Here is a 24,641-nt window from a genome sequence, read left to right as displayed (position 1 = left end):
CACGATGTTGCGAGACGGAGAGAGTCACTTCAAGATGGGTTCACCGCGCGCTTACGACCCGCAGCAATAGAACCCAGAGCCGGACAGAGGGATCGCCGAATCGACATGCAGCGGACTCACCGAGCACAGTAATTCTCGCCGCACCTGGCTACCGACACATGCCCGTCCGGATATCTCCTGGCCTCACGGCGTGCCCAATGAAAGCCAGCCATGACCCCCATAGCGACGGAACACGCCAAGCTCAAGAAGAAATGTTTCCGCAGCTCGGAGCCCACACACCGCCAGCGCACTAGTAGCTTGCATTGCAAATCCTGCAAATATCCCCAGCATGCCAGGGCATATCAATGGCAGCAGCAGGTGCCCCAACTCAGATCAAAGACCACAGCATAGGAGCCATCGACCCGTGATAGTGCCAAAGTGGCGGAGTGGCGGAGTGGCGGAGTGGCGGAGTGGCGGAGTGGCGGAGTGGCGGAGTGGTACAAAATGCTGCACGGAAAAACCAGCCGCTACCTCCATAGTCCAAACTCCAACGAAACTTCTCTCGGCCCAGCCTCGCACGCCGGGCCGGTAGTGACTGTGAGGGGTCAGACAATGAAACAGGTGCCGCGCGGAAACGTCGCTAAGGAGATACAGCGCGTTTCATCACAGCATTCTTGCGCTAATATCCTCGCATTAGTTTTGCCGACGTCGTGCCCTCCCACAACCTCCCTCATTGAAATTGCACGGCATCCCTGCCCCACCAGGGTCGGCCTTCTTATCGACAGCCTTTGCCACCCTCACGGGTGGCTTTTCTTTATCACTACCCGACGAGAACGCGCACTAGCAGTCTTGACTTGGAGTACCAACTCCGTAGGCATCGATATACTCCACGCCTATACACTAAGCCCTCCCCCGCTTTCCTGTAATCCGGTATGGCGGCGCTTTCTCATTTGTACCCATCCGACCGACTTGTGAACAAATAGGCATCCATGAGCTCCACACCCTCCAGCACCGCTGAGACTCGCGTTGCTGTTCTTGTTGATTGTGACAACGTCCCACCAGACATACTCGAACATGCTCTCAGGATGATGGCGCAATTCGGGCGCGTGGTTCTTCGACGTGGCTACGGCAACCATGGCACCCTGGCCAATAAATGGCAAGATGCAATGGTTCGACTAGCTTTTACGCCCTGCCTTCAGTACCAGTACACATCTGGGAAGAACACTGCAGACATTGCATTGGCACTGGACGCACTAGAAGCATTGTTTGATCACCGCGCAGATACGTTCTGTCTCGTGACCAGCGATTCAGACTTCGCGTATCTATGCCGCAAGCTACGAGAGCGTGGTGCTACAGTCTGCATTGTTGGGGAACCCAAGACGCCGGAAGCTTTGAGGAACGCAAGCGACCAATTCTTCGAATGGACTCGCCCGGACATTCAGCCCGAGGAAGTCACCGATCCCGCATCCAAAAATTTGGCAAAAGCCGAACAAGTTAAAGTCGATCCCTTGAAGCAGGATATGCTCAAGCCGCTACCTAAGCGGCGCCCTCGATTTCTCGTCGATGCGGTATCACTCCTTGCTGGAGACACGTCTGAAGGGAAGGTTGGATTGGGACCATTAGGGCAGTATCTCAAACGGATGGACCCTGGCTTCTCTCCACAAACTTACGGGCATTCAGGTCTACTCAGTATGGTTAAGACATATGACCTTCTAGCACCAAGCAAAGACGAAAGCGGTCATTGGTCTGTCAGCCTGGTGACGAAAATCGAAAGCTCGTCTGAAGCAAGATAGATCGCCTATAAATGAGATGGTCGGCATTCGCATAGATACAATTTCGGCCCAGGAGGCACCCTTAACACCTAGGCATGCCTATATATTCGCGGATTTCACAATTCTCGCCAATGCAACACCCTATCAGGTATTACCCTCCAACAATACTTCGATGAGAGGTTGCATATGATTGAGGACTGCCATCCATGATGTCAGACATGCCCAATACTCAGACGTCAATATCCGAAACACCTATAGGCGACCAACTACCGCTTCGAGTGAAGACGATTCTCGAACGGAATGGCATCCATACAATTGAGGGAGTTCGTAGTGCCTATCCGAACGAACTGCTGAAGATGCGCGGGATGGGTATGTTCCGATTCAAGCAGATTGAGGCAGCTCTGTTTCCAGGCAAGTCCTTCACCCCATCGCGGATCTATTCGCCCGTACGCTACATTAAAGGCTCATCTCTTAACGGCGTCCTCGCCCCAGAAACGGTTCAAGTGTTGGCTCGTGGTGGGATCACTACCATTGAGCAACTGCTTGTGACGGAGAGCAAGGAACTGCTAAAAATTAGGGGCCTCGGCATTCATAAGCTGCGGGAAATCGAAAATTTCCACCATGAGATGAAAGAGCGTGAACAGAACACATCTCAGCTGGCACACACAACATAAGTTCTGAAAGTCTGCAGACGACTGTGGATTCAACCCATAGCCGTCCTTCGACGCAATGCTTTACAGCGGTCAGTCGGAGCTTAGGGTATAGTGTTTGTAACAATTGTGTATGTGATCGATCTTCCTAGCATGTAATAGGTGCCAAGCACTCCTCAAAGCTGGACTACGAGCACCTTTCGCGCGTATCGAATCCATCGTTTTAGATCGCAGGCGATATGGCCAGAGAATTGCTGCGGCCTTCCTTAGTCCAGGTTTACCAAACAACGTTGAGAAAAATATGAGTACCCTGATGGAGCGACTAGTTGCAGGCCTAATTGCAGGTGCAACTCTGATAGGTGTAGGCATGGCTTGCGTCGCTTATGGTCACAGCAACGGTAAAGACACAAACGATGGACTCGTTAACTACCTACGAGAGAAGAACCAGGAGTTTGAAAAGACAGAGGTCCAGCTCCGCTCGGAAGTGTCGTCACTGAAGCTGGAGCTTCAGGGGGCCAAAGGAGCCGCTCTGTGGGGTCATATGAACATCGAGCGCGGAATGACCGCCTTGAGGCGACGGGCGTGGAGGCTGATGCAGCGTTAAGCGCCCTCGATTGGACAGTCGAGGGTCCGTTTATCTTGCCTTTTTATCAGCTATCACATTGGCTGTTTGAGTGTCAGACAAGTTCTACATCTCCTTCTTCCAGCAACGATCTGAACGATAATCATCCTTAACGATTTCTTTATAGTGAAACGTCCACGAGTGGAAGGAGATACTGAGATGGCAAAGCAAAAGAGCGTGTTGGCCGCCAAGCAGGTGACCAAGCTTTCCTCGGAACAAGTTAAGCTTTTTAAGGTGGCGTATCTGTCCGGCGCCCGAGATGCATTTGAAGTCGGCAGAGCCACGCAACAGCTGAGCGATAAGCACACCGTGGATTCGCTGTTTCAGGCATTAGATACTGCTGTAGACAAATTCGAAAGTGAAGGGGTAGACCTTCTACATTCGCACGCTTGGTAGCTGACCTACTTACCCACTTGGGCCCGTATCACGTGGGGCCTTGTCACTTGTGGCACCAATAAGCAAACACCTCTCCGTGCGTCCCCCATTCAAAATTTAGGCAAGGTAGGCGCCGACCGCCTTCCGCGTGGCACTTCATAGCGTTGACCTGGAAAGTACACGCTCTCGATCTCCCGCAGCATCCCCACGCCCAGCCGTTCGATCTTTAGTAGCTCTGCCGGCTCTGCAGCTCTCAGTTGATCAACAGTAGTGATCCCGCCGCGCGCCAAGGCTCGCACAACGGCTGGGGATAGGGAGCCATTGAGAGAGGAGCCCTCGATATGGCGAATCGGCACATTGACCCGTGCTGGGGTGAACGACTTGCCCAGCAATGACGCTCTCTCAATCTCCCAAAGCTTGGTCGGTCCCAAAGCTTTCATGGCGAGGAGATCCTTGCGGCTAGCTGCACGCAGTTGAGCGACGGTCGTGATACCGCCCCGAGCGAGGGCTTGTACGGTGCCAGGCGATAGCAGGCCGTTAAGTGACGATCCCTGCGCATATGGGATCGGAGGGGGCGCCCGACGTAGTGTGAGGGTCTCACCAGGAAACAGAATCCGCTCCAATTGCCTAAACTTGCTTATGCCCATCCCTGGCAGCTTGAGCAACTGGTCGGGGTAGGCCCTGAACGCTGCCTCTACTGTGGAGATACCGTTCCGTTGAAGAAGGTTCTTGAGGCGCAGTGGAAGTATCTTGTCCAGGGGCAACTCAGGTGGAAGTGAGGGTTCATCCAACATGCCAACCATCATAGATGCCGGCGGAGGAGAACTCAAATGTTCGTTAGCAGATTGCCAGTGCTATCTGGAAGCGTCGGCGCCGACCGCCTGCCGCGCTGCACCTAATTGTGTTGGCCCGGGAAGAAAACGCGCTCGATCTCCCGCAACTTCAGCGCGCCAAGGCCTTTGATATTCATCAGGTCCTTTCGCTCCGCAGCAAGCAGTTGATCCACAGTAGTGATCCCTCCGCGCGCCAAGGCTCGGACAGCGGCCGGGGAAATGGTGCCGTTAAGAGATGAGCCTTTGATGTGTCGAATGGGAGAGCAGACCCTTGTGGGTGTGAATGACTGACCCGGGAAGAAAACTGCTTCGATCTGCTTGAACCGCAGCATCCCCATGCCCCACATCAGCTGATGCGGGTAGGCCTTGCGCACATCCTCTACCGTGTGGACTCCATGCCTTTGAAGAAGGGCTTTTACTCGGAGGGGGAGTAGGTCGCCCAATGGAGTTTCGAGTGATAGCGGCGGAGTGTCGTCTAGCATTTGACACGCATCATACGTGCGCCAGACCAAGGCTTCCTAAGCCTAATCCCTAAGTTTGATCGATTTCACGTCGTGTCTCCTCCTTTTCATGAGACCTAACAAAAGAGCAGATTTATTGCTCTTCTGGTGACCACTCGATGACTATCAATCGGTCTTCGACCTGGAATGCATTGTGGGTAGCAGCTTTGGCGAGAGGCAGGCCAAGGACCCTTTGGTCCCAGAAGTCCGGAATACTGGGCGTCCAGGATGCACCTAACGTTCGGTCGTTGATGAGGGCGGTCAGGTCTTGCTCAGTGAGGTGTAGCCTTGCGGGAATCTGACCACCTTTAACCAACTGAAGAAACGTCATCTCAATTGCTTCGTACAGGCTCATAGATGACACCTTAAACAAGCGTTAGCTTTTCTTGAATCAATGTTAACAGCCTCTCCTCTTGTGGTACAAACAGAACTTACAATCGAAAATGAGTTATCGATTGACGGGTATCAGAATTGCCTGAGCCAGTGTCAGACAGGTCGAGGTCCAAGGCCGCGCTGCTAGCGGCCTCCCAAACTAGGGATCACATGAAACATCGGGCGATCACTTCTTCTTCATCCAGATATGCATTCATGAGTCGCATTGCCGCGACTGTTATAGGCTTGGCTTGGTCTGCGGCTTGGACGGGACTCACGCTATCAGTTCTCTGGACATGGTTCGTAGTTCCGAATTTCCAGCTTCCTCACTTGTCCATTGCCGACGGGTATGGAATCGCCCTCATCTTGCGCGCCGGATTGGGCCTGCGTGATGGCGAGATAAAAGGCAGTGACAATTTTGCTGATGCATTCCAGAAGCTGATGTTGACTGCCCCATGCTCTTGTGGATTGTTTCTTTTACTGGGTTGGGTTGCCCGCGCTTGGGTATAGCCAGTATTTTCCCATCCCTGCAGTATCTGAGCTCAATCATCAATTATTAGTTGTAGTCAAACTGTTCGGAAATTTCGCGGTCTTTATCCTAGCCTCCTCTCCTAATGAATCAAAATTCTGTTTGAGTTCATCAATTTCGTGTGGCTCTAGCTCTTCAATAGATACCATGGTATTTTCCGCGCCTTCAACTGCCCGTATTAGTTCATCCAGCTTGATTTGCATGGCAGCTGTATCGCAGTTTTGGGTTGCCTGGATTAGGAAAACCATTAGAAATGTGATGATGGTTGTTCCAGTATTTATAACTAGCTGCCAGGTATTATTGAAGTGAAATATCGGGCCTGTTACTGCCCAAGCTATTACAAGGAAACATGCAAGTGCAAAACATTTTGGGTTTCCGGTGAACTTGGCGATAGATCTTGATATTTTGGAAAATTCAGATTGCCTGGACATGATTAGTTGTAAAATTTTGATGAGCTTATTTACCCACTTCGTAGCTCTATATTCAATCAAAATTTATCCATATTTTTTGTAGGATTGCCCTTTCATTTTGATTTGTTGTTTCAGAGTATGTTTTCGTGTTGTAAGATGTTTAATATGTACAAATATGACAACGTCTATCAGTGCTTATTTTTGATTGATCTTTTTAGTGGAGTAATTTCACACAAGCGGCGAGTGCATTGTCTGGCATTGGCAAAATTTTGAAGAGCGTAGGATCGAGTCTTCTACTTTTAGGAGACCGCAATGCCAGTTAAAACAGTTGCTGATTTATTTCTGCATGAGCTTTCTGACACTTACAGCGCAGAAAAACAGATGACACGATCGCTACCAAAAATGGCTCGCGCTGCTTCGGACCCTCAGTTGTCGCAAGCATTTCTCGATCATCTTGAAGAAACGCGGGGACAGGTTGAGCGCATTGACGAAGTTGTAGAACTGCTGAATCTCAAGCTGAAGCGCATCAAATGCGCAGCCATGGAAGGACTTGTCGAAGAGGGCAAAGACCTTATCGATAAAATTGATAAGGGTGCGGTCTTGGATGTTGCTCTCATTGGCGCCGCGCAGAAGGTCGAACACTATGAAATCGCTAGCTATAACACCCTAATTACCCTAGCTACCAAGCTTGGTTACAAACCAGTTTTGCCTTTGCTCAAAGCTTCGCTAGCGGAAGAACAAGCAACGGATGAGAAGTTGGGCAAGCTTGGCCAAGCTGCAGCCATTGAAAATGCAACTGACTCCGAAAGTTCTTCCTCTACTAAGCGAAAGTAGCATACTGAAAGAACCGTCTGCATCGCAGGGTCCCGGGGGGTACTTTTCAGTGAACTCTCTGGACATTCTGGTCCCTCGCTGTCGCATGCTCTAAATCGATCAAGCGACAGGATAGGACCGGGTTCCCCTGAATTTATGGTTCGAGTCCACTCTGGCCTACCAAATTTTCCTAATAATGCTCAAGTAAGCGGTTCCTGCGCTGGATTCAGCATGCAGTGGCGCCTTCCAGGGGAGAGCAGCCATACAAGGATGACTCACTGCAATGAGTGCTCTGTTCGTCACCAGTCATTGGCTCATTGAGTCGATAGACTGCAGTCAGCCTGCACCGGCCTTTGAAGTGAACTAAGGGGTTGACCGCTGTTGGCCGTCACCGGACAGCCCGCCCCACCCTAAACCCCTGCGGGGCCGAGCGGGGCGATCAATCTAAATGTCGCAATATATCCCGGAAGTGTAGGCCAGCCCCAGGGAGCCATCAAACGGCGATAGCCTCGAAGTTGAGCAGAGGGAGACCGAAGCGAGGCGAGGCGAGGCGAGAAAAGCCTAGCAGCCCCCTTTAGTCCAGGCACCTAGCAGACCTGCCAGCGGAATTCAAAGCAGGGAAAAAATCAATCCAGGCTGTGTCCATAAAGGGCGGTGCAGTACATTTACCCATAGTGAGCCCAAGCTCACGCCTTTTTCACAAATGTAGATTTGAGTTGCATGTTACCGATCCCATCGATCCGACAGTCAATATCATGGTCGCCGCCAGTGAGCCGGATATTACGAACCTTGGTTCCAACCTTCACTACCTGAGAAGATCCTTTGATCTTCAGATCTTTGATAACTGTTACGGAATCTCCATCTTGCAGGATGTTGCCAACCGCATCTTTGATGACCGTCGGAGCATCTTCAGTTTCTTGATCAATATCTTGTGACCATTCATGAGCGCACTCAGGACAGATTAGCAGATCATCGGCGGCGTAAACGAATTCAGAATTGCACTTGGGGCATGGTGGAACTGGTTGGATTGACATTATAAATTTTTATGAGCTATGAGAGATGTATTGTAGTTGCACCTCTATAGGCAATCGGCCACCAGGATGCCTCCTGAGCCAAGGGCCTCCAGATGGATATCAGGTATGACCTGCATAGTCACGGACTAAGCGCAAGAAGATATGAATCTGCAGGCTGGTGTATGCACACGGGCAGCACCCACCGAGGCCGCAGAATAGCCAATCGCAGTATTTATTACCACGATCCTAGACCCCTCACAGGCAGCGCACTCGAACCTCCTGGACTCGATACCCCCCCGCCCTCCCCCCTAAAAGGGGTGGGCGGGGGTATCGAGTGGGGTGGCAGCAACAAGGGGTTAGCGCATGCATCCTGGATGACCGGCCGACTGCAGGACCAAATACATAGCTGGTAAATATGCTCCAGTGCTGAACTGGAGGTCAAGCCAGGGAGCCATCAAACTACGATGGCCCCAAAGTTGCACGGAGAGGTACCGAGGCGATGCACGAAAAACCTAGCCGCTACCCCCATAGTCCAAGCACACAAGAAAATTGCCTAGGTATCACGTCGCATGCCGAAGCACTACAGCGAGCGGCCAGCCAATCCAACAACCCGGAACCGCAGACTCCAAACCCATGCCCGACACCCGCGCCCCGCCCGACAGCCCCCTACGGGGGTGTCGTGGCGGGCGGGGTGCAGGGGTGCCGGGTGCAGACCCATGGGATGGCTGGAAGCCAGCCAGCAGCGCATGGTATCAAGCTAAAACAGAAACATACCCAACCGAATTCCGGGGTAGCCGGGCTGGAGCGCGGGTATCTCTGCCGAGGAAGCAAGACCGAGTCAAGAGAGGATCTCAAATCGATCAGCGCCGCCCTATGCGTAGATCGACGGATACCATCCACACGAAGGCTTGACTTGAAGTGCCCTCATACCTTGAGCAATCTATCCAGTGCCAATCCTGGTCTGATCATGCAAATCTGGCACCAACGAGCGAACAAAATTACATCAACGTAATTTTCACCACGCTCAAGTTTGGAGACATAGGACTGCCCTACACCTAGCGCCACAGCCATATCAGTCTGCGTCAATCCTGCCTGCATGCGCATGTTACGAAGGGCTGCTCGCAGCGCCTCGTAATCAGCGTGATACAGGGATGTAGACATCCGTCTATCGTCTAGTCGAATATGGAATAGTCGTAACACGACTGAATGAGTTACGATCAGTCGACCGCACAAGCCTCACCCCGGATCGACATAACTCAGATAGACAACCGATGTACGACCTCTACCACGCAGACCAAAACGACCAATGGCGCTACACCCTGGGCACATCGGGCACACGTCCATTGATCACTATCGGCCTTAACCCGAGCACGGCAACACAGGAAAAATCAGACCCCACCGTAGCCAGGGTGCAGAAGGTCGCCGCGCTCAACGGATACGATGGATTCGTGATGCTCAACCTCTACCCCGTGCGAGCCACGGACTGGAGCGCCCTGCCCACCCGAGCTGATCCCGAAGCCTACGCCCGCAATCTCGATGAGATGGAGAAATTGATCGCGCAGTACGAGACCCCAACGCTATGGGCTGCGTGGGGTGAGACTGTGGTGCAGCGCTCGTATTTCCTGCGAGCCCGCGACGAGCTGCATGCCCGCCTCGCAAAGTACTCGCCGCAGTGGCGCATGTTCGGCGAGCCCACCGCCAGCGGCCATCCAAGACACCCCAGCCGCCTCAACTACGACTGGAAGTTCCAACCCTACGCGCTGGACTAGTCCGCGGCGCACGCCCTGCATCTCTGGTCGGCCTCGTACCGAATCCTCACAAGAAAACTCCTGCAGTGTCATCGTCCGCATAGGGCGCAGCACGCCCGGGGCTACCCCCTTCCGACCTCTGCAAACGCTGCTGAAAATTTTGTCCATCTACCCATCACAACACGCGAGAAGGACAAGAAGGACATGCCCATTGAGATTGCAAATACCCTATCCGGAGGTGGTACGTATGGCCGCTAAGGAACTAGGAGCCCAGCAAGTGGCCAACATCTGGCGGAGGGGATCGACACACGTCGGAGGCGTGCGCGGCCTGGTGCTGAACGTCACCATGTACGGATCGCGTAGCTGGCTGCTGCGCTACCAGGTAGGCGGCCGCCGCCGGGACCTGGGTCTGGGGTCCTATCCCTCGGTCACCCTCGCGCAAGCCAGGGACCTGGCACGCGAAGCTCGCCTCAAGCTGGCACGCGGTATCGATCCAGTAGCCGACGCACAGCGCCTGCGTACCCAACTGGCCCAGGAGATGCAGCGAGCCATCACGTTCGCAGACGCCGCTACCAAGTACATCGACGCCCACGAGAAAGGCTGGAAGAACGTCAAACATGTGGCGCAGTGGCGTTCATCCCTCGCTACCTACGCCAATCCTGTCCTGGGCAAGGTGCCAGTGGCAGCGGTCGACGTAGAGATGGTGCTGCGGGTGATCGAGCCCATGTGGGCCACTAAGACGGAAACAGCCAATCGAGTGCGGGGACGGATCGAATCGGTACTGGACTGGGCAGTGGCCCGGGGCTATCGCAAGGATGCCAACCCGGCGCGCTGGAAGGGACTCCTGGACAAGCTACTACCGGCACCAGCAAAGGTCACTAAGACCGTGCATCACCGTGCCATGCCCTATGCCGATCTACCTGCGTTCATGGTGCAGTTGCGAAGCCAGGAAGGCAATGGGGCGCTGGCGCTGCAGTTCCTGATCCTGACGGCAACCCGGTCAGGAGAAGTACGGGGAGCAAGGTGGGATGAGATCGATATTGCCAACCGCGTATGGACGATCCCAGCGGAGCGGATGAAAGCCCATAAGGAGCACCGCGTACCCCTGTCGGATGCAGCAATTGAGATCCTCAAGAACCAACGCGAGGTCGTACCTGCATCGTGCCTCTATGTTTTCCCGGGCTACCGGGCAAGTGCCGATCCAGAGACGGGAGCGCCGCTATCGAACATGACGCTAACTGCAGTCCTCCGCCGCCTGAATGTGGACGCCGTGCCGCATGGATTCCGCTCTACGTTCCGCGACTGGTGCGCAGAGAAAACACAGTACGCCAATGAGGTCGCGGAGATGGCCCTCGCACACACCGTCGCGAGCAAGGTGGAAGCCGCGTATCGACGCGGAGACATGCTGGAAAAGCGCCACGCACTCATGCAGGACTGGGGCAGCTACGCCATGACCGACGGTCATACCCGCGGGCAACCTGCGGCAATAAAGCATCCACAACGCGTACCCAACACCCAATAAGCAAACGGAGGAACCGAATATGCAAAATCAGAATTCAGTCGCTAAGTACAACACCATCAGAGCATGGCATGCTCGCACGTGGCAATCGGGCTCGATCGGGAAATTGAAGGTGGCAGGTTCATGGTGCCTGATAGCGCTGGCCATCGCAGTTCCAGTAGCAGCGCTGCAACCCGATGTCCAGCTTGAATTGCGCACCGATCTCAAGGAACCGGCACTGCTGTGCCTTCAACAGAAATCCATTGATACCATCATCAATGTACAGGACCCTACCAACGAAGCCCTCGTAAAGAAATACCGTAGTCAGCCGGAAATCTTGACCCGGATAATGACCAACGACGGCTACATGCAACGCAGCATGTGGGCATACCAGCAAGAGACCCTGCGTCAACTTGCACGGGGTAATTGCGTCCAGGTATCTCATTCCGACCCGGTAACCGCACGTTGGCTTGACTGGCCCCCACGAAAGGACGAAGGACTCGGTAGCGAACCCGAACGTATGCAGGTCACATATAAGGGGCAGAAATACTGGACATATGCTGGAGAGTGGCAGGAGGCAAACGGTACCGTCGTGCCCGTAGAAAGCCGTGCACCACTGCTGGTATCTCGCAAGTCCGGAGCAGATGCAGGCGCCCTTACGACTGTCGCTCCAGCAGCCCGGGAACCAGCCGTAGCGCACAAGAAGGGGCGCCCCATCCCACCGTTCAGTCGTAACGAAACCTATGCCGCAGTACGTACGGTACTAATGCGCGATGGATGGCAACCGGTGCTGTCAAAAGATGCAGACACATGCATGGATGGTGACAGCCGTTGCGAAGGTCGCCCTGAAATGCTGACATGCAGTGGATCGGGACTTGCGATGTGTAGATTTGGATGGCAACGCGATAGCGAACAGTTGACCATATGCACAGCGGGCGAAGAACAGGCGATGTTCCACAGCGTCTGCAACTAGGAAGGACCCGTGGCCATGAACTCAATAGCGAGAAATATCCTCCTAGCCCTCCCGTGTGCTGCCGCGCTATTGGCCATGGGGGAGGTCATGGCTGCATCCTCAGATTGCTACGCGATCAAAGATGGAGACAAACGGGCGCACTGCCTGGCGGTGGTCAAGCGGGACTATGGGTACTGCCATCGAATCAAGGATGGCGACAAGCGTAACCAGTGCATGGCAGAGATCAAGGGAACGCGCAGTAGCTGCTACGCGATCAAGGAGCAGGATGCGCGTAAGGAATGTCTCGCAAAAAATTTTATGAGTAAGTCCGCCACAGAAGGTACCATTGCAGCTGAAAACTAAAAAACTTTCACCGTAAATATGACACTGAAAAATGCCTGAATTACAAGACCCAACATTAGGTACACCATCAAGAAACAAAATCATGTATGCGATTCAGCAAACCGGATCACGATTGTTAGGAGATGGATTTATTGCAGGATATCTAATAGATTGCCTAAAGATGGCAGAGGGCTTAATCCCAATGCATAAATATATGATGTCTAAAGAGGCTATGCAAAGAGGCATAGCCACGGACATAATTACACAGCGAAACGCTCAAACTGACGATAATTTAAGATGGCTTAAGCAGATGGAATCGGAGGATTTCCATAGAGTGAACGTACTGTCATTTCTTAGCTTATGGGCGGCATATGAGTCAGGAAATGAAAATATAATCGCAGCTATTCTAGAGTCTCAGCAATCTGCTGCTGACTCCGCAGCAGGCAAATTTCCACCAACAAAATATGCAGCATTGCAATGGCCATGGACTGAAGATATCTGCCTAGATGTGGCAAGTAAGCTGGATCAAAAGGCCAAGAGCGCCACTCCCGATGGCGGTTGGGATATAGCTGCAAGATTGACGACATTGTTCTCGTGGCTGGGAGTGGACATCGAAATCCCAGCTAGATCAGCAGCATGCCTGAACGAAGCCTCTATGGTACGGAATGTCCTTCTACACAGGTACGGCAGATTAGGTCCTCGTGACATAGAAAGAGCGCCTCACCTAGACGAGAGAGGCAATAAAGCTATTAAGATCACGCGTTCACGTCTACGCCAATACTCCGATGCAGTCCGAGTTGTAAACGTATCAATAATGATTGGTGTAGAAAAGGCTGGGTGGGCATAATTCACTCCGGGGAACATAGAGCCGCGGCATGCCACGAAGGATGCAAAAGATAGCCTAGAAGGTAGCCCAGGACAGCGCAAAGCGCTGCGATATTAAGAGCAAATATCGCGAAGGCCATACCAGCACATACCGCTAACGCGGGGTATGTGCCCAGCGCCACAGTGGGTAAGCTGGAAGGTAGAAATGCAAAACGGGCCACATGGGCCCGTATTTCATAAATTCTTAACTAGGAGGGAGGGATTCGAACCCTCGGTACGTTTGCACGTACGCCTGATTTCGAGTCAGGTACATTCGACCACTCTGCCACCTCTCCGCAGCGCCGAAGCTGAAATTATAGCAGGCAATTTGAGGGTCTCGGGAAGAATCGCAGATTTCTGAAAAAAGGATGGCGGGGTGGTGATTGATCGGGGTGAGCACCTCGCCTGCTACCGACGGACCAACCTGGAACAGCGGGCAAGGGGCTGCACGTGGATAGGTAGACGAACAGTCTGAAGAAAGAGCGTATCCCCAAGCGGATCTAAAAGACCCGGGACATGACCCAGACCAATGCATTCGACCACAACGAGGCGTTCTCCAACTGATCAGGCTACCACCGTCCTCATAGACCGGGGCAGCCCGCAGGCGTTTGACCGCGCGCGGGCGTGAGGCTGGCATTTGTCCACCTGACCAAGGGCAGTCCAATGCAGGGCCCGTACCCCCTCAAAGATTCCTACCGACTATGGGGTATCGATGCCCATGGACACGAAACCAATAGCAATAGTGCGCGCGTCGTGGTTGTTTTTGTCCACCTTGTGCGGCGCAATGGGCGCCGGGGGGATGAAGGTGATGCGGTCGGCGTTCTCACCCTGCAGGTCGACGTCTAGTCGTATTTCTGAATCACCCGCAGTCAGTTGAATATCGTAAGCATGACTTCCGATTTTGACCTTTGTCGGTTTGCTGGCGTTGGAGGCAAACGCGTGAGCCTTTAGCACCAAGGTGAACCGCTGCGGCAGCGACTGGACGAACTCGAAGGTGGTCTTGCTCTGATCGGACCAGCGTCCCCACGGCTCGACGCCGGAAAGCCCGCTGATGCTCGCAATGAAGTCGGGCAGGCCGGGCTTGGAGAAGTCAATGCCGCTGGCCATGTCACCGGGGTAGCGCGGCCCGAATGCGTCCGCAAAATATTGGGCTTGTGCCATGATCTGCTTCGGCGTCAGACCAGAGATGGGCGGATGTGCACGGTCGTCGATCTTGAAAAACACGATCTCCTTGCTGGCATGCTCAAGTGTTGGCGGCATGTGCAGCAACTGCGTCAGCTCTTCGATCACGGCATGGCCGTTATCCTCATAGCCCCGGCGATCGATGTAGATACCATCAAATCCAAGCCGGCGAATGACCTCAAGCTGGTGCGACAGCGGCTCTTTGGCCAGGGAGCGATAGAACAGGTCCCCTGGGCGGCCTTTCATACCTCCGAAGCTCCAGTGCAGTGCCGAGGAATGGAGCACGCCGGTCATCATCTGATAATTGAGCAGCCGGTGCATGAATGGCACTTCCGGGAAGCCGATGTAGGGCAACTGGTAGATGGCGGCGCCTGCCGGCAGCGCCTTCTCGATGTTTTGGACAAACTGCTGGTCTTTTCCGAATGCGGCCTTCTGGTTGGCATTGCAGTCCTGGCACACAGAAGCGGTTTGGTCATACAGGCCAAACAGCACCAGCACAGAGGCAATGCCCACGCTATAGCGCGCATAGCGTGGGCGTTTGAGCAGCACCGACTGCAGGGCCACGAAGAAGAACAGTATCGACCCGCAGGCGATGAAGATGCTGATCCTGTTCCAGCCCCGGATCAACGGCGACACCACCAGCGCGAACAGCGAGCCCAACCCCCCAATGGTGGCAAACATGAACAGCACAAAGATGATGGCCGCGAGCAAACGCAGCCGTTCATCGATCTTCAGGCGTGCGGGGGCGAGCGCTACCAGCAGCAAGGAGAGCATGAATCCTGCTGAGCCAATCATGCCCAGGGAGGATGTGGAGTTTTCGTTGTTCAGTGGCGAGCTGCTGTAATCCCGGGCCACGTCTCGCAGCGTCGAAGAACGGTGGTCTCCCCTGGGCATCAGCAAGTGCATCAACTTCAGACCGTAAATTTCGGACTCCAGCGGCAAGCGTTGGGCAGTCTCCGGGTTGCGGCCTTCGGTGAAGTTACCGACCAAGTTCGGTGCAACGTTGAGCAGTACCCCCGCCACGGCAAAGGTGCACAGCAGCACGGCTTTCTTCGTGCCTTGAAGGTGTCCGGAGCGCACCGCGCTGAGGATGCCAGCGAGTGCCAGCATAATGATGCCGAACAGCGCGTAATAGACACCGAACGATGCCAGCACCACCATCCCGCAGGCTGCCAGAGCCAGCCTGCCCCATGTTGTGCGGGTGCCGGGAACCTTGGCGGGGGTCCGGTAGATGGTCAATGCCAGGTAGAAGAACAAAGGCGCAACGAAATACCAGGTATAAAAAAGATGCTGCAGGCGCAGGAAGTGAAACGGCACGAACGAGTAGAGTGCACCGGCCGCCATCGCAAAACTGCGGTTCAGTCCGAAACCTCGCGCCGTTACATAGGTGGCGATGAAACAGCTGACAAACCCGAGCAGGTAGAAGAGGTTGACGCCGCCCACCCAGCCTCCAGTGAGCAGGGCTGTCAACTTGATGATCAAGTGATCTCCGCCGTCGGAGCCTGGGAAGTCGAAGAAGTTGGAGCCGAACGGATAGCCGCTGCGAGCGTTCTCGAACAACCAGCCTTCATGAACGCGCTGGGCCATCCAAGCATGGAACAGTCCATCGCCGCCATAGCTGTATGGCGCCGAGAGATTGGGGACCAGCCCTTCGGGTATGCCGCTTGTCAGAATGCTGGCGAGGAAGAAAGAGGCCAGCGCACCCAGCACGATCAGCTTCCAGTCAGCTGCCACTATCTCGCGCAAGGTCAGTGGTGCTGCGAATTCCAGGGTCTCGTCTGAAGGTACCGGATTACGCGCGGTCATGGTGTTCATCTCCGCCCGGCTGGTCAAAGTTCAAGCGCTCGGCTTCCACCACCAACGGCATGTTGCGCATTTTCGTATGCACCGACCCCAGATATTCGCCCAACATGCCAAGAAACAGGATTTGCACCGAGCTGAAGAAGAACAGTGAGATCAGCAACGGCGCGATGCCCATTTGGAACGAGTTCCAGAACACCAGCTTGGCCAGCAGGAAGCCAAACGCGGCCAGCAGGCTCAGACCCGCCAGCAGGCCACCGCCCATCACCATCAGGCGCAGGGGCACCTTGGAGTGATTGGTGATGCCCAGCATGGCGATGTCGTACAGGGTGTAGAAGTTGTTCTTGGTGATGCCGCGCTGGCGGCGAGGCTGCTTGAACGGCACGGTCGCGATCGGGAAGCCGATCTCGCACAGCAGGCCACGGAAGTATGGGTACGGGTCGTCGATCTTCTGCAGGATATCCAACACCGCACGGTCAAACAGGCCGGCACCGGTAGCGTTCTGCACCAGAGGCACCTCCGAGATGCGCGTGACGAAGCGGTAGTAGGCGCGTCGCACCAGGAACATCATGCGCGACTCTTCGCTCTCCGGTTTAACCGCCATGACAGTCTTGAAGCCTTCTTCCCACTTCTTGACGAACTCTTCGATCATCTCGGGAGGGTCTTGGAGGTCGGAGGCGATCAGCACGGCACAGTCGCCATTGACCTGCAATAGGGCATGGTAAGGCGAGCGGATATGGCCGAAGTTGCGTGCGTTGAAGATCACCTTGACGCGTTTGTCCTGCGCCGCCAGGCCGCGCAGCTTGGCGTGGCTGCCATCGGTGGAGCAGTTGTCGATGAATACATGTTCGTAATCGTAATCAAGGCGTGCCATGACTTCGACGATGCGTTGGTATAGCTCATCGATGTTGGCTTCTTCGTTGTAGCAGGGAGTTACTATGCTGATCAGCTTACGCATCATTGAAAACGAACCTGTTATTGATGACAAAGGAGAGCAGGGCCATGGGCACGATCAATGCCATGCCGGCCAGGTAGGGCTCGACACCCAGCAGCTTGAGGGCTGCAATGCCGGCCACGTTGGCGCCATAAACCACGCCATAGCCGGCCACGAACCTGAAGATCAGTTTGTTGTTCTTCGAGCCGAACACCAGGGCCCCGGTGCTTTTGAAATTGAAGGCAACGCCCAGTACGGTGGCCAGCAGCAAGGCCGCACTGTAGTGCAGACCCAGATACAGGAAACCGGCAAAGCAGCCATACCCGAACGCCGCGTTCAGCACGCCCACCAGCAGGAAGCGGAGCAGCTTCACCTGCATCAGCTTGCGCATCCAGGGGAGCGAGGGCTTAGTCTCTTGCATCGAGTTGCTGCCTGATCTCGCGTACTACACCGCTGAGCGACGAGTCGCCCGGTACATAACCGAACAACTGCTCGGCTTTACGGTTGCGCGAGTAGTAATGGGCCTTGGGGCCGGTAGCGTTGACGCGCGCCTGGTCGCCGACGACGCTGTGCCGCAGGCCGAAGGTTTCACCCAGTGCTGCGAGCAATTCAAACTTGCCCACCGGCGACTGGCTGTAGCAGTCGATGACGGCATTGCACGGCGGCGCTTGCAGGATGCGGTCGATCAACTGCAGGAAGTCCGACGGCGTCAGGTAGTCCCGGATCATGTCATCAGCTGCCACTTCCAGCACACTGCCGTTGTGCAGCGCACGCAGAATGTCGCTGAGGAAGAAGCGCGCTTCGGGTGCCTGACGATGGCTGAAATAGCTGAATACTCGCACATCGACGATCGCCGCCTCGGGCAGTGCGCGGTGGCGACATTCGGCCTGGAACTTAGCCGCACCATACCAGTCCTGCGGGCTCAGGCCGTTGATCGGGAACACTGCGTGGGAGGCCTCCGTCACCGGTACCGCGAAATTGCTACCGTAGGCTGCGCCGCTGCTCAGGTAGATGTAGCGGCACGCAGGGTGGCTGCGCAGGTAGTCCAGCGCCAGGTTGTCGTATTGCTCAGTGACCGTGAAGATTGCCTTGCCCATCTGTACGGCGCGGGCCGGGTCTCCAACGCCGACGAAGTTGATGATCGCATCGAACTGGCTACTGGCGTCGAAGCCGGCATAGTCGCTGACGGCAAAGCCCTTGCGTGCTGCGATGGCTTGCAGCTCGGCGTCCAGCGCGCCAGGGGCGCGGACGAACAAGGTACAGGCGTAAGCGGTGTGCGCGGCTATGCTGGCAACCAAGTCCTTCGCAATGTGGCTGCTGGCCCCGAGAATTGCCAGCCTCATCGGCCCAGGTCCATCAGCGGCGACTGCTCATCAATCGGCCGGCCAAACTCCAGGCGCGGGCGGCATTCGCGGGCGTCTGGCATCAACACCTCGATCAACATCGGCTTGCCGTTAGCGAGGAATTCGGTCACTGCGGCGTTGAAGGCAGTCTGGTCGATGACGCTGTGAGAGGGGATGCCGTACGCCTCACCCAGGGCCTTGAACTGAGAGGTGTAGCCGTTCCAGTAGGTCGACGAGTTGCGCCCCTCGAAGTACATTTCCTGGAAGCCACGCACCATGCCCAATGAGTGGTTGTTCATCACAATGGTCAGTATGGGCAACTGGTCGCGGGCAATGATATCCAGTTCCTGAATGTTCAGCTGCGCACCACCGTCACCGGTGATGACGATGACCGGCTTGTCACCGGCGATGCTCACCCCGACTGCGGCAGGGATGGCGAAGCCCATGGTGCCCAGGCCACCCGAATGGTGCATGGCCTGGTTAGGGCCCAGGCGCAGGGTATGCGCTGCCCACATCTGGTTGTTGCCGACGTCTGCAACGTAGTCCAGCGCGCGGTCAGCGGTCAGTTCGTTGAGCGTGCTGAACAGGGCAAACGGGCTGATGCTCCAGCCCGCGTATTCATCAGTGAACGACTGCGCGAATACCTGGCCCAGGTGCGTGCGCCAGGCCGCTGGCGCCGTCGGCAGCGTGGCGGCATGGGTGATGAAGTCGGCGAATACGCTATCGAGTTCGGCCTGAATCGACTGATGTGCCTTGACCCGGTTGTCCAGCTGCGCGGCATCCAGGTCAAACTGGATGACCTGTGCATGGGCGGCGAAGGTATCGGTCTTTGCGCCGGTCTGGCGCACGTCCATGCGGCTGCCGAACACCACCAGCAGGTCACAGTTTTGCACTGCATGGTTCGCGGCGCGGGTGCCATAGGCCCCGAGCATGCCCAGGTAATGCTCGCTGGCGGTGAGCTTTTCAGCGCCTTTGAGGCTGGCGACGTGAGGGATACCCAGTTTGCCAACCTGGTTCAGCCAACGGCTGAAGTGAGGGCAGTTGACCGCGCCTCCGCCGATCAGGAACAACGGCTTTTGTGCCTTGGCCAGCGCGGCCCAGACCTCGCTGTACGAGCCCTGGGACTGAGCCACGGGGACGGCCAGGCTGGCTTTGATCAATTGGTCCAGCACCCTGTCATCGATTTCGGCCCGCTGGATATCCATGGGGATGTCCAGCAGGACCGGGCCCGGACGGCCTTCTCGCGCGATACGCAGCGCTTTGAGCAGGCTTGGAATGAGGTCGTCGACGTGGGTGACCTGGTGCGCATACTTGGTGATGCTGCTCACCAGGGCCACGCTGTCGAGTTCCTGGAAGCCTTGCTGGCGGATAGCGCGGTCGCCCTTGAGCTCATGGGTGTTCACTTGTCCAGTGAGAAACACGCACGGATGGCTGTCCAGCCAGCAATCAGCAATGCCGGTGATCAGGTTGGTGGCGCCTGGGCCGCTCGTGCCCAGTGCCACGCCCATGACCTTGTGGTGGGTCGCGCGGGCGACCCCAGATGCAGCGAAGGCCGCCCCTTGCTCATGGTGCATGGATACCAACTTGGTCTTGCCGAGCAAGTTAATACTGTCCACCAGATGGGCGATCATTCCACCGATAAGCTCAAAACCATGGAGGACGTTGTGGTCCGCCAGAACTTTTGCTACTGCATCTGAAGCTTTCATAAGTTAGAAACCGATCCCGAAGAATTCTTCCAGTTTTTCACCGACGAAGTCAAAGTGTTCCTGCCCCAGCGAAGGCTGCACGCCTAGCCAGAAAGTCTGGTTCATGGTTCGGTCGGTGTTGGTCAGCTCGCCGACCACCCGGTATTCCACGTTGTGGAAGTACGGCTGTCGGGTCAGGTTGCCAGCGAACAGCAGGCGGGTACCGATCTTATGCTGGTCGAGGAATTTCAGCAGGTCGACACGCTTGACCCCGGCGCTTTCCTTCAGCGTGACCGGGAAGCCGAACCAGGACGGTTCGCTGTTCGGTGTTGGTTCGGCGATTTCCAGGAAGTCGCTCAGGCTCGACAGACGTTCTTTGAGCAGCTTGAAGTTGCGCTTGCGGGTTTCGATGAACTCCGGCGCACGGTCCAACTGGGCCAGGCCACAGGCGGCCTGCATGTCGGTGATCTTCAGGTTGTAGCCCAGGTGGGCGTACACATACTTGTGGTCGTAACCGTGCGGCAGGCTGCCGAACTGCTGGCCGAAGCGTTTGCCGCAGGTGTCATCACAACCCGGTGCGCAGTAGCAGTCACGACCCCAGTCGCGGAACGACTCGGCGATCAGCTTGAGCTGGGCGTTGTTGGTGAACACCGCGCCGCCTTCACCCATCGTGATGTGGTGGGCCGGGTAGAAGCTCAGGGTGGCGATGTCTCCGAAGGTGCCGACCATCTTGCCGTCGTAAGTGGCGCCCAGGGCGTCACAGCAGTCTTCGACCAGCCACAGGTTGTACTTCTCGCAAATCGCCTTGACCTTGGCCAGGTTGAACGGGTTGCCCAGGGTGTGGGCAAGCATGATGGCCTTGGTTTTCGGTGTAATGGCGGCCTCGATCAGGTCGGCATTGATGTTGTGGGTGGCCATGTCGACGTCGACGAACACCGGGATGGCACCGAATTGCACGATCGGGTTGACGGTCGTCGGGAAGCCGGCAGCCACCCCGATCACTTCGTCACCTTTCTGGATGGCGCGCGCACCCAGCTTGGGCGAAGTCAGCGTGCTGAAGGCCACCAGGTTGGCTGACGAGCCGGAGTTGACGGTGATCAGGTGTTTTACGCCGAGGAATTCCGCCAGTTTTTTCTCGAATTGGGCGTTGAAACGGCCGGTGGTCAGCCAGCCGTCCAGTGACGCCTCGACCATCAACTGCAGTTCACGGGCGCCGATCACCTTGCCCGAAGGAGGGATGACGGATTCGCCCCCAACAAAAGGTTTGGGGGCCAGGGCCATCTGAGCGTAGCGCTCGACGAGCTGGCTGATTTCCTGACGGAGCATATCGGGGGTCATAGTAATTCCTGCTCAAGCTGATATTTGTTTAGGCGCCAGAAGCCATGGCAGCCATGTAGTTGTTGATTTCGTCCACGCAGCGGGAGCGCATGTCGGCGCCTTCAAGCCAGGCGCGGTGCCAGTTGACGATGTGGGTCAAGGTGGTTTCAAGGTCCCAGGTCGGTTCCCACTTCAGGTGGGTGCGTGCCTTGGAAATGTCCAGTTTCAGATAACGGGCTTCGTGCGGCTGCGGGTCGTTGTCCAGCCGCCAGCTAGCTCCATCACCCCAAGCCTGGACCATGTGGTCAAGGATCCATTCGACGGGGCGGGCATCCTCGTCGCGCGGGCCGAAGTTCCAGCCCTGCGCAACGTCGTGGCCTTGCTCCCATAGCTGCTGGGCCAGAACCAGGTAACCGCTCAGCGGTTCCAGCACATGCTGCCAGGGACGTGTAGCCTTGGGGTTGCGCACCACCACTGGCTCGCCCTGCGCCACAGCGCGCAGGATGTCGGGAATCAGCCGGTCAGCAGCCCAGTCGCCGCCACCGATCACGTTGCCAGCGCGAGCCGAGGCCAGGGCCGCAGCATGCTCGGTGTTGAAGAACGAGCTGCGGTAGGCACTGGTGATCAGCTCGACGCAACCCTTGCTGTTGCTGTAGGGGTCGTGGCCACCCATGGGTTCATTTTCACGGTAGCCCCATTCCCATTCCTGGTTTTCGTAGCACTTGTCGGTGGTGACATTGACGATCGCACGCAGGCTTGGGCACTGGCGCGCGGCTTCCAGCACGTGAACGGTACCCATTACATTGGTGGCGTAGGTGTCTACCGGCTCACGGTAAGACAGGCGCACCAGTGGCTGCGCCGCCATGTGGATCAGGATGTCAGGGTCGAACGCCGTCATGCTCTGGGTGATGGCCGCCAAGTCGCGGATGTCGCCGATCTGCGAAGCGTGCATACCGCGCTCGACCTGCGCCTGTTCGAACAGCGAAGGGGAAGTCGGTGGTGCTAGGGCGAAGCCCTTTACCTGCGCCCCCATGCCCTGCAACCACAGTGCCATCCAGCTGCCCTTGAACCCGGTGTGGCCGGTAAGAAAGACCTTCTTGCCTTGCCAGAAGGCGGGAGAGACGGAAGCTTTCATGTTCGCGTTATTCCCAGGATTTCCATGGAGCGGCGCCATTCTGCCACAGCTTTTCCAGCAGGTTCTTGTCGTGCAGGGTGTCCATCGGCTGCCAGAAACCGGCATGCTCGAAGGCCATCAGCTGACCGTCGTTGGCCAGGCCCATCAGCGGATCCTGCTCCCACACGGTGCTGTCGGCACTCAGGCGGTCAAGCACCTTGGGCGAAAGCACGAAGAAGCCGCCGTTGATCATGGCACCGTCGCCCTTGGGCTTTTCCTTGAAGTTCAGGACTTGGCCGTTGCTGATGTCCAGCGCACCGAAACGCCCTGGAGGGTAAGTGGCGGTCAGGGTCGCGTCCTTGCCATGGCGCTTGTGGAAGGCGATGGTGGCGCTGATGTCCATGTCGCCGACACCATCACCGTAGGTGAAGCAGAAGGCTTCTTCGTGCCGCACATAGTCGGCCACGCGGCGCAGACGGCCGCCGGTCATCGACGTTTCGCCGGTGTCGACCAGGGTCACGTTCCAGTCTTCGGCACGCTTGTCGTGCACTTGCATGCTGTTGTCACGCATGTTGAAGGTGACGTCCGAAGTGTGCAGGAAGTAATTGGCAAAGTATTCCTTGATCATGTAGCCCTTGTAGCCACAGCAGATGATGAAGTCATTGATGCCGTGGGAGGAGTACATCTTCATGATGTGCCAGAGGATCGGTTTACCGCCGATTTCGACCATAGGCTTGGGACGAGTACCGGTCTCTTCGCTCAACCGCGTGCCCAGGCCACCTGCCAAAATAACTGCTTTCATGTCTTCCCTTGTTAGTTTGAGCTTACAAAAGCATCGGAGAAAAAGTGTTTCGCCGGCAAGCCGGCAGCGGTCAGTGCAGTGCGGGCGGAATGGATCATATCCTCCGAGCCGCAGGCATAGATGACCGCATCGGAAAGCTCGATGCCATCATCGAGCAGCGCCTTTTGTACGTAGCCGGTGCGCCCTGGCCAGTCGGCAGGGGCGCGCGACAGTACCGGTATGAATTCGGCGTTGAGCCCTTGGAGCTGAGGTGTCCAATAGATATCTCCGGGATGGCGCCCACCCCAGTAGACATAGATTTTCTTGCCAGCGGCCAGTTCCGGGTTGCCCAGCAATTGCTCAAGCATGGCTTTGACGGGTGCAATACCGGTGCCGGTGGCAAGGAAGACGATAGAGGCTGCGTCTTTCTCGCGCAGGCAAAACGTGCCCAGTGGGCCCTCCAGGCGCAACAGGTCATTGTGCTTAGCGCTGCGGAACCAGTACTGCGACATTATGCCTTGCTCGACTTCGCGAATCTGCAGCTCCAGCTTGCCGTCTTCGCGCTGGGCGTTGGCGATGGAGTAGCTGCGGCGCAGTCCGCCTTCGCCGATCACGTCCAGGTACTGGCCGGGCAAGTAGTTAAGCTTGCCAGTGGGTGGCACGCGCAGCACCACCTCGACCACGTTGTCTGCCAAGCGGGTGAGACTGTCGATACGACAAGGAACGGTCTTGACCACGATGTTGCTGAGGGCGCCGAGGTCTTCAGCGTCGATTTCCAAGTCACCGACGGCGTGACGGCAGCAGGTCAGGATCATCCCGGCAGCCCGCTCTTCGGCGGTCAGCGAGGTCTCTCCACGGAATGCTTCAGTCTTGCCGCAGACGACGGTGGTTTTGCAAACACCGCAACGGCCGGTGCGGCAGCTGTATTCCAGGGTGATACCCACGGCCTTGGCACTGTCGAGCAGTGAGGTGCCAAATTCGGAACTGAATGTCTTACCGTTTTGAAGTTTTACTAAAGCCATTTATCGCGCTGAACTGCTTGCCTATGCTGAATACGGTAAGTCGCCAGGCCGCAGGCGACGCGCTGTCAGTTGCGGACATGGTGACTGACGCGCGGGGTTCCTGAACTCCTGGATATGTAGTTTGCAACCTGCGAGGTGATAATGGCACCAGGTCGCAGCAGGGAGTTCATTCTATAAACATAAATTATATG

General features: G+C 56.1%; 24 protein-coding genes and 1 tRNA gene. 9 read left to right on the top strand and 16 right to left on the bottom strand.

What is annotated here, in order from left to right; all coding sequences use genetic code 11:
- The first annotated feature begins 968 nt into the window (after window positions 1-968).
- From ACCQ08_RS20015 to ACCQ08_RS20005, 3 genes are all read left to right on the top strand, one after another.
- On the top strand, window positions 969-1,772 hold the full coding sequence (locus ACCQ08_RS20015) for an NYN domain-containing protein (RefSeq protein WP_373450787.1): 804 nt from the start codon (window positions 969-971) through the stop codon (window positions 1,770-1,772).
- A gap of 197 nt (window positions 1,773-1,969) precedes the next feature.
- Window positions 1,970-2,425: a hypothetical protein gene (locus tag ACCQ08_RS20010; protein ID WP_373450786.1), complete on the top strand. Its 456-nt coding sequence runs from the start codon at window positions 1,970-1,972 to the stop codon at window positions 2,423-2,425.
- A gap of 757 nt (window positions 2,426-3,182) precedes the next feature.
- Window positions 3,183-3,419 carry a hypothetical protein gene (locus ACCQ08_RS20005; protein ID WP_373450785.1) on the top strand — a complete coding sequence of 79 codons (237 nt, stop codon included), beginning with the start codon at window positions 3,183-3,185 and terminating at the stop codon, window positions 3,417-3,419.
- 89 nt (window positions 3,420-3,508) lie between these two features.
- Here ACCQ08_RS20005 and ACCQ08_RS20000 read toward each other — a convergent pair whose 3' ends face one another.
- The 4 genes from ACCQ08_RS20000 to ACCQ08_RS19985 form a co-directional block, all read right to left on the bottom strand.
- Window positions 3,509-4,045, bottom strand: a complete 537-nt coding sequence (locus tag ACCQ08_RS20000) for a helix-hairpin-helix domain-containing protein (RefSeq protein WP_373450789.1) — start codon at window positions 4,043-4,045, stop codon at window positions 3,509-3,511.
- Window positions 4,046-4,293: 248 nt separating this feature from the next.
- Complete coding sequence (locus ACCQ08_RS19995; protein ID WP_373450784.1) at window positions 4,294-4,605, bottom strand: helix-hairpin-helix domain-containing protein; 312 nt, start codon at window positions 4,603-4,605, stop codon at window positions 4,294-4,296.
- A 220-nt stretch (window positions 4,606-4,825) separates the two neighbouring features.
- The gene (locus ACCQ08_RS19990; RefSeq protein WP_373450783.1) at window positions 4,826-5,086 is read right to left on the bottom strand and encodes a hypothetical protein; all 261 of its coding nucleotides are present in this window, start codon (window positions 5,084-5,086) and stop codon (window positions 4,826-4,828) included.
- 566 nt (window positions 5,087-5,652) lie between these two features.
- Window positions 5,653-6,063 carry a low affinity iron permease family protein gene (locus ACCQ08_RS19985; protein ID WP_373450782.1) on the bottom strand — a complete coding sequence of 137 codons (411 nt, stop codon included), beginning with the start codon at window positions 6,061-6,063 and terminating at the stop codon, window positions 5,653-5,655.
- A gap of 291 nt (window positions 6,064-6,354) precedes the next feature.
- Here ACCQ08_RS19985 and ACCQ08_RS19980 point away from each other — a divergent pair, with 291 nt between their 5' ends.
- Complete coding sequence (locus ACCQ08_RS19980) at window positions 6,355-6,876, top strand: ferritin-like domain-containing protein (protein WP_373450781.1); 522 nt, start codon at window positions 6,355-6,357, stop codon at window positions 6,874-6,876.
- 665 nt (window positions 6,877-7,541) lie between these two features.
- On the opposite strand, the gene ACCQ08_RS19975 is transcribed toward ACCQ08_RS19980, so the two are convergent.
- Complete coding sequence (locus ACCQ08_RS19975) at window positions 7,542-7,883, bottom strand: zinc ribbon domain-containing protein YjdM (protein WP_373450788.1); 342 nt, start codon at window positions 7,881-7,883, stop codon at window positions 7,542-7,544.
- 909 nt (window positions 7,884-8,792) lie between these two features.
- The gene (locus ACCQ08_RS19970; RefSeq protein ID WP_373450780.1) at window positions 8,793-9,029 is read right to left on the bottom strand and encodes a helix-turn-helix domain-containing protein; all 237 of its coding nucleotides are present in this window, start codon (window positions 9,027-9,029) and stop codon (window positions 8,793-8,795) included.
- A gap of 110 nt (window positions 9,030-9,139) precedes the next feature.
- Here ACCQ08_RS19970 and ACCQ08_RS19965 point away from each other — a divergent pair, with 110 nt between their 5' ends.
- The 5 genes from ACCQ08_RS19965 (at window position 9,140) to ACCQ08_RS19945 (ending at window position 13,255) form a co-directional block, all read left to right on the top strand.
- Complete coding sequence (locus tag ACCQ08_RS19965) at window positions 9,140-9,637, top strand: DUF1643 domain-containing protein (RefSeq protein ID WP_373450779.1); 498 nt, start codon at window positions 9,140-9,142, stop codon at window positions 9,635-9,637.
- Between the two features lie 256 nt (window positions 9,638-9,893).
- Window positions 9,894-11,138 carry a tyrosine-type recombinase/integrase gene (locus tag ACCQ08_RS19960; protein WP_373450778.1) on the top strand — a complete coding sequence of 415 codons (1,245 nt, stop codon included), beginning with the start codon at window positions 9,894-9,896 and terminating at the stop codon, window positions 11,136-11,138.
- 19 nt (window positions 11,139-11,157) lie between these two features.
- Window positions 11,158-12,087 carry a hypothetical protein gene (locus tag ACCQ08_RS19955; protein WP_373450777.1) on the top strand — a complete coding sequence of 310 codons (930 nt, stop codon included), beginning with the start codon at window positions 11,158-11,160 and terminating at the stop codon, window positions 12,085-12,087.
- A gap of 15 nt (window positions 12,088-12,102) precedes the next feature.
- The gene (locus tag ACCQ08_RS19950) at window positions 12,103-12,429 is read left to right on the top strand and encodes a hypothetical protein (protein WP_373450776.1); all 327 of its coding nucleotides are present in this window, start codon (window positions 12,103-12,105) and stop codon (window positions 12,427-12,429) included.
- A 31-nt stretch (window positions 12,430-12,460) separates the two neighbouring features.
- Entirely contained in the window at window positions 12,461-13,255 is a 795-nt protein-coding gene (locus ACCQ08_RS19945; protein ID WP_373450775.1) for a hypothetical protein, read from the top strand.
- Window positions 13,256-13,483: 228 nt separating this feature from the next.
- Here the strand turns inward: ACCQ08_RS19945 and ACCQ08_RS19940 are convergent.
- The 10 genes from ACCQ08_RS19940 to ACCQ08_RS19895 form a co-directional block, all read right to left on the bottom strand.
- A tRNA-Ser gene (locus ACCQ08_RS19940) sits at window positions 13,484-13,568 on the bottom strand.
- Window positions 13,569-13,971: 403 nt separating this feature from the next.
- The gene (locus tag ACCQ08_RS19935; RefSeq protein WP_373450774.1) at window positions 13,972-16,269 is read right to left on the bottom strand and encodes a sugar translocase; all 2,298 of its coding nucleotides are present in this window, start codon (window positions 16,267-16,269) and stop codon (window positions 13,972-13,974) included.
- Window positions 16,247-17,212, bottom strand: coding sequence for a glycosyltransferase family 2 protein (locus ACCQ08_RS19930; protein WP_373450773.1), 966 nt, complete (start codon window positions 17,210-17,212; stop codon window positions 16,247-16,249). Before ACCQ08_RS19930 ends, ACCQ08_RS19935 begins: the two co-directional genes overlap by 23 nt.
- Window positions 17,205-17,609 carry a GtrA family protein gene (locus tag ACCQ08_RS19925; protein WP_373450772.1) on the bottom strand — a complete coding sequence of 135 codons (405 nt, stop codon included), beginning with the start codon at window positions 17,607-17,609 and terminating at the stop codon, window positions 17,205-17,207. The genes ACCQ08_RS19930 and ACCQ08_RS19925 overlap by 8 nt, the downstream gene beginning before the upstream one ends.
- Window positions 17,596-18,531: an NAD-dependent epimerase/dehydratase family protein gene (locus tag ACCQ08_RS19920; protein ID WP_373450771.1), complete on the bottom strand. Its 936-nt coding sequence runs from the start codon at window positions 18,529-18,531 to the stop codon at window positions 17,596-17,598. The genes ACCQ08_RS19925 and ACCQ08_RS19920 overlap by 14 nt, the downstream gene beginning before the upstream one ends.
- Window positions 18,528-20,237, bottom strand: coding sequence for a thiamine pyrophosphate-binding protein (locus ACCQ08_RS19915; protein ID WP_373450770.1), 1,710 nt, complete (start codon window positions 20,235-20,237; stop codon window positions 18,528-18,530). Before ACCQ08_RS19915 ends, ACCQ08_RS19920 begins: the two co-directional genes overlap by 4 nt.
- A 3-nt stretch (window positions 20,238-20,240) precedes the next feature.
- A complete protein-coding gene (gene rfbH / locus ACCQ08_RS19910) occupies window positions 20,241-21,554 on the bottom strand; it encodes a lipopolysaccharide biosynthesis protein RfbH (RefSeq protein WP_312417340.1) in 1,314 nt (437 codons plus the stop codon).
- 28 nt (window positions 21,555-21,582) lie between these two features.
- A complete protein-coding gene (gene rfbG, locus ACCQ08_RS19905) occupies window positions 21,583-22,668 on the bottom strand; it encodes a CDP-glucose 4,6-dehydratase (RefSeq protein ID WP_312417338.1) in 1,086 nt (361 codons plus the stop codon).
- A 7-nt stretch (window positions 22,669-22,675) separates the two neighbouring features.
- Entirely contained in the window at window positions 22,676-23,449 is a 774-nt protein-coding gene (gene rfbF, locus ACCQ08_RS19900) for a glucose-1-phosphate cytidylyltransferase (RefSeq protein WP_239810983.1), read from the bottom strand.
- 11 nt (window positions 23,450-23,460) lie between these two features.
- Window positions 23,461-24,450, bottom strand: a complete 990-nt coding sequence (locus ACCQ08_RS19895; RefSeq protein WP_373450769.1) for an FAD-binding oxidoreductase — start codon at window positions 24,448-24,450, stop codon at window positions 23,461-23,463.
- Window positions 24,451-24,641 lie beyond the last annotated feature (191 nt).

It is taken from the genome of Comamonas sp. SY3, assembly GCF_041730275.1.
In the GTDB taxonomy this organism is placed as follows: Bacteria; Pseudomonadota; Gammaproteobacteria; order Burkholderiales; family Burkholderiaceae_C; genus Comamonas; species Comamonas sediminis.
The sequence above is the reverse complement of the archived record's forward strand: the minus strand, read 5'-3'. Positions and strand labels throughout refer to the sequence as shown.